The sequence below is a fragment of the Cupriavidus sp. SHE genome (assembly GCF_000812445.1).
Classification (GTDB): Bacteria; Pseudomonadota; Gammaproteobacteria; order Burkholderiales; family Burkholderiaceae; genus Cupriavidus; species Cupriavidus metallidurans.
Genome location: NZ_JWMB01000057.1, coordinates 1 through 5,546, shown reverse-complemented (window position 1 = coordinate 5,546; position 5,546 = coordinate 1). Strand labels below are relative to the sequence as shown.

At 53.6% G+C, this 5,546-nt stretch carries 2 tRNA genes and 3 rRNA genes; all 5 read right to left on the bottom strand.

What is annotated here, in order from left to right:
• Nucleotides 1–46: 46 nt before the first annotated feature.
• The 5 genes from rrf to RN01_RS26495 all read right to left on the bottom strand — a co-directional run bounded on the left by rrf (nt 47) and on the right by RN01_RS26495 (nt 5,197).
• A 5S ribosomal RNA gene (gene rrf / locus RN01_RS26515) occupies nt 47–160 on the bottom strand.
• Between the two features lie 118 nt (nt 161–278).
• A 23S ribosomal RNA gene (locus RN01_RS26510) occupies nt 279–3,157 on the bottom strand.
• Nucleotides 3,158–3,438: 281 nt separating this feature from the next.
• A tRNA-Ala gene (locus tag RN01_RS26505) sits at nt 3,439–3,514 on the bottom strand.
• Between the two features lie 11 nt (nt 3,515–3,525).
• Nucleotides 3,526–3,602: transfer RNA gene (locus tag RN01_RS26500), tRNA-Ile, on the bottom strand.
• Nucleotides 3,603–3,665: 63 nt separating this feature from the next.
• Nucleotides 3,666–5,197 (bottom strand): 16S ribosomal RNA (locus RN01_RS26495).
• Together the 16S, 23S and 5S rRNA genes with 2 tRNA genes alongside form the textbook arrangement of a ribosomal RNA operon.
• Nucleotides 5,198–5,546: the final 349 nt, after the last annotated feature.

Genomic DNA, 5,546 nt, shown 5'->3' with positions numbered 1-5,546 from the left:
AAAGCAAAACCCCCAGCTTATGGGGCTGGGGGTTTTGGGTATAAGAGCCTGGCGATGACCTACTTTCACACGGGTAGTCCGCACTATCATCGGCGCGAAGTCGTTTCACGGTCCTGTTCGGGATGGGAAGGAGTGGTTCCAACTTGCTATGGTCACCAGGCATGAGGGGTTGCCGGGCTGACCAGAGGTCAGCGCGGCGAATCTGGGTGTAGTAAAGATTGGGTTGTGTTGCACACCTGGGCACAAGGCGCACTCACCAGGTAAAACACACTGGTTATAGGATCAAGCCTTACGGGCAATTAGTACTGGTTAGCTTAACGCATTACTGCGCTTCCACACCCAGCCTATCAACGTCCTGGTCTCGAACGACCCTTCAAGGAGGTCAAGCCTCCAGGGAATCCTCATCTTCAGGCGAGTTTCCCGCTTAGATGCTTTCAGCGGTTATCTCTTCCGTACATAGCTACCCTGCGATGCCTCTGGCGAGACAACAGGTACACCAGCGGTACGTCCACTCCGGTCCTCTCGTACTAGGAGCAGCCCCCGTCAAGATTCCAACGCCCACGGCAGATAGGGACCAAACTGTCTCACGACGTTTTAAACCCAGCTCACGTACCTCTTTAAATGGCGAACAGCCATACCCTTGGGACCGGCTACAGCCCCAGGATGAGATGAGCCGACATCGAGGTGCCAAACACCGCCGTCGATATGAACTCTTGGGCGGTATCAGCCTGTTATCCCCAGAGTACCTTTTATCCGTTGAGCGATGGCCCTTCCATTCAGAACCACCGGATCACTATGTCCTGCTTTCGCACCTGCTCGACTTGTCGGTCTCGCAGTTAAGCACGCTTTTGCCATTGCACTTTAGGTACGATGTCCGACCGTACCAAGCGTACCTTCGAACTCCTCCGTTACACTTTGGGAGGAGACCGCCCCAGTCAAACTGCCTACCATGCACTGTCCCCGACCCGGATTCACGGGCCAAGGTTAGAACCTCAAACAAACCAGGGTGGTATTTCAAGGACGGCTCCACGTGAACTAGCGTCCACGCTTCAAAGCCTCCCACCTATCCTACACAGATCGGTTCAAAGTCCAATGCAAAGCTACAGTAAAGGTTCATGGGGTCTTTCCGTCTAGCCGCGGGGAGATTGCATCATCACAAACACTTCAACTTCGCTGAGTCTCGGGAGGAGACAGTGTGGCCATCGTTACGCCATTCGTGCAGGTCGGAACTTACCCGACAAGGAATTTCGCTACCTTAGGACCGTTATAGTTACGGCCGCCGTTTACCGGGACTTCAATCAAGAGCTTGCACCCCATCATTTAATCTTCCGGCACCGGGCAGGCGTCACACCCTATACGTCCACTTTCGTGTTTGCAGAGTGCTGTGTTTTTATTAAACAGTCGCAGCCACCATTTTATTGCAACCCCTTCACCCTCCTGGCGCAGGCCAGTCAAGCTACAAGGGCGTACCTTATCCCGAAGTTACGGTACCAATTTGCCGAGTTCCTTCTCCCGAGTTCTCTCAAGCGCCTTAGAATACTCATCTCGCCCACCTGTGTCGGTTTGCGGTACGGTCTCGTATGACTGAAGCTTAGAGGCTTTTCTTGGAACCACTTCCAATTGCTTCGCAGCACTAGGCCGCTCGCCCCACATCCTTGAATTCCGCGCCCGGATTTGCCTAAGCGCCTTCTCCAATGCAGGGACCGGGACTTCCAACACCCGGACAACCTTCCGCGATCCGTCCCCCCATCGCATCATACGACGGTGCAGGAATATTAACCTGCTTCCCATCAGCTACGCATCTCTGCCTCGCCTTAGGGGCCGACTCACCCTACGCCGATGAACGTTGCGTAGGAAACCTTGGGCTTACGGCGAGGGGGCCTTTCACCCCCTTTATCGCTACTCATGTCAGCATTCGCACTTCTGATACCTCCAGCATCCTTTACAAGACACCTTCACAGGCTTACAGAACGCTCTCCTACCACGCACTTGCGTGCGTCCGCAGCTTCGGTGACTGGCTTAGCCCCGTTACATCTTCCGCGCAGGACGACTCGATCAGTGAGCTATTACGCTTTCTTTAAAGGGTGGCTGCTTCTAAGCCAACCTCCTGACTGTTTTAGCCTTCCCACTTCGTTTCCCACTTAGCCAATCTTTGGGACCTTAGCTGGCGGTCTGGGTTGTTTCCCTCTTGACACCGGACGTTAGCACCCGATGTCTGTCTCCCGTGATTGCACTCTTCGGTATTCGGAGTTTGCTATGGCGGGGTAATCAGCAATAGACCCCCCAACCATGACAGTGCTCTACCCCCGAAGGTGAGACACGAGGCACTACCTAAATAGTTTTCGGAGAGAACCAGCTATTTCCAGATTTGTTTAGCCTTTCACCCCTATCCACAGCTCATCCCCTAACTTTTCAACGTTAGTGGGTTCGGTCCTCCAGTACGTGTTACCGCACCTTCAACCTGGCCATGGATAGATCATCTGGTTTCGGGTCTACACCCAGCGACTCAACGCCCTATTCGGACTCGCTTTCGCTACGCCTTCCCTAATCGGTTAAGCTTGCCACTGAATGTAAGTCGCTGACCCATTATACAAAAGGTACGCCGTCACCCGTTTCCAGGCTCCGACTGTTTGTATGCATGCGGTTTCAGGATCTATTTCACTCCCCTCCCGGGGTTCTTTTCGCCTTTCCCTCACGGTACTGGTTCACTATCGGTCGATTACGAGTATTTAGCCTTGGAGGATGGTCCCCCCATCTTCAGACAGGATTTCACGTGTCCCGCCCTACTTGTCGTACACCTAGTTCCACAACGCTGTTTTCGCATACAGGGCTATCACCTGCTATGGCCGGGCTTTCCATCCCGTTCTGCTAACAATGCTGCTAAAGAGTACAAGGCTCTTCCCATTTCGTTCGCCACTACTTTGGGAATCTCGGTTGATTTCTGTTCCTGCAGCTACTTAGATGTTTCAGTTCGCCGCGTTCGCTTCCCTGACCTATGTATTCAGTCAGGGATGACCCATTCGGGCCGGGTTTCCCCATTCGGACATCTCCGGATCAAAGCTCGTTTGCCAGCTCCCCGAAGCTTTTCGCAGGCTACCGCGTCCTTCATCGCCTGTAATCGCCAAGGCATCCACCACATGCACTTGTTCGCTTGACCCTATAACGAGTGTGTCTCAAGGACACGACCGTCATAGGTCTGAGTTCTCGCGTTTGTGCCGTATTCCAAGTCATCTTTCGATCACTTTAAATACATTTTGGTTGATACAATCACAACCCGGTATCGCGTTTGTACTACAGCGTCTCATCAACGCTCGCGACACCTTTACTACATCCCATATTGTTAAAGAACAGCCAGGCTTAACGCCTGTTGGCAACAGCCAAAGACAAACACTCAGGCACTCGCCTGAATTCTTGTCTTTGACTACAACCCCAAGGTACTGGTGGAGGATGACGGGATCGAACCGACGACCCCCTGCTTGCAAAGCAGGTGCTCTCCCAGCTGAGCTAATCCCCCGCGCGATAACTTGGTGGGTCTGGTAGGACTTGAACCTACGACCCCCGCCTTATCAAGACGGTGCTCTAACCACCTGAGCTACAGACCCTTGGCTGTAACAGCAAACAAACCGATAAGTGTGAACGCTTGACTTGTGAACACAAGCCTCTAGAAAGGAGGTGATCCAGCCGCACCTTCCGATACGGCTACCTTGTTACGACTTCACCCCAGTCATGAACCCTGCCGTGGTAATCGCCCTCCTTGCGGTTAGGCTAACTACTTCTGGCAAAACCCACTCCCATGGTGTGACGGGCGGTGTGTACAAGACCCGGGAACGTATTCACCGCGGCATGCTGATCCGCGATTACTAGCGATTCCAGCTTCACGTAGTCGAGTTGCAGACTACGATCCGGACTACGATGCGTTTTCTGGGATTAGCTCCCCCTCGCGGGTTGGCAACCCTCTGTACGCACCATTGTATGACGTGTGAAGCCCTACCCATAAGGGCCATGAGGACTTGACGTCATCCCCACCTTCCTCCGGTTTGTCACCGGCAGTCTCTCTAGAGTGCTCTTGCGTAGCAACTAGAGACAAGGGTTGCGCTCGTTGCGGGACTTAACCCAACATCTCACGACACGAGCTGACGACAGCCATGCAGCACCTGTGTCCACTTTCCCTTTCGGGCACCTAATGCATCTCTGCTTCGTTAGTGGCATGTCAAGGGTAGGTAAGGTTTTTCGCGTTGCATCGAATTAATCCACATCATCCACCGCTTGTGCGGGTCCCCGTCAATTCCTTTGAGTTTTAATCTTGCGACCGTACTCCCCAGGCGGTCAACTTCACGCGTTAGCTACGTTACTGAGAAAATGAATCCCCAACAACTAGTTGACATCGTTTAGGGCGTGGACTACCAGGGTATCTAATCCTGTTTGCTCCCCACGCTTTCGTGCATGAGCGTCAGTCACGTCCCAGGGGGCTGCCTTCGCCATCGGTATTCCTCCACATCTCTACGCATTTCACTGCTACACGTGGAATTCTACCCCCCTCTGACGCACTCTAGCCTTGCAGTCACAAGCGCAATTCCCAGGTTAAGCCCGGGGATTTCACGCCTGTCTTACAAAACCGCCTGCGCACGCTTTACGCCCAGTAATTCCGATTAACGCTCGCACCCTACGTATTACCGCGGCTGCTGGCACGTAGTTAGCCGGTGCTTATTCTTCCGGTACCGTCATCCACGCCAGGTATTAACCAGCGCGATTTCTTTCCGGACAAAAGTGCTTTACAACCCGAAGGCCTTCTTCACACACGCGGCATTGCTGGATCAGGGTTGCCCCCATTGTCCAAAATTCCCCACTGCTGCCTCCCGTAGGAGTCTGGGCCGTGTCTCAGTCCCAGTGTGGCTGATCGTCCTCTCAGACCAGCTACTGATCGTCGCCTTGGTGGGCCTTTACCCCACCAACTAGCTAATCAGACATCGGCCGCTCCTGCTGCGTGAGGCCTTGCGGTCCCCCACTTTCACCCTCAGGTCGTATGCGGTATTAGCTAATCTTTCGACTAGTTATCCCCCACAACAGGGTACGTTCCGATGTATTACTCACCCGTTCGCCACTCGCCGCCAGACCGAAGTCCGCGCTGCCGTTCGACTTGCATGTGTAAGGCATGCCGCCAGCGTTCAATCTGAGCCAGGATCAAACTCTTCAGTTCAATCTCTGTGTGGTGCCGAAGCACCTCGCTCTTTCGAGCGGTCGCTCACTCTCAGAAAACTGACTGGCCAGGCTCCGAAGAACCCAACCAACATGTTTTACTGTGCGAGCACTGATAACTTTTGAAGCATCACAGCGACCGAAGTCACCGTGGCGTTCGCCATCAAGCGCCCACACTTATCGGTTGTTTGATTGTTAAAGAACCTCAGCGCCCGGCTTTGCCGGTTCGCTGTCGCTGCCTCGCTGACGTTGCCGTCATTTCGTTGCAGCGGAGAAACGAGATTATGCAGAGCATTCAGCGTTTCGTCAACAGTTTTTGCAGAACTTTTTTCTGCCGGTCAGCGCTGCAT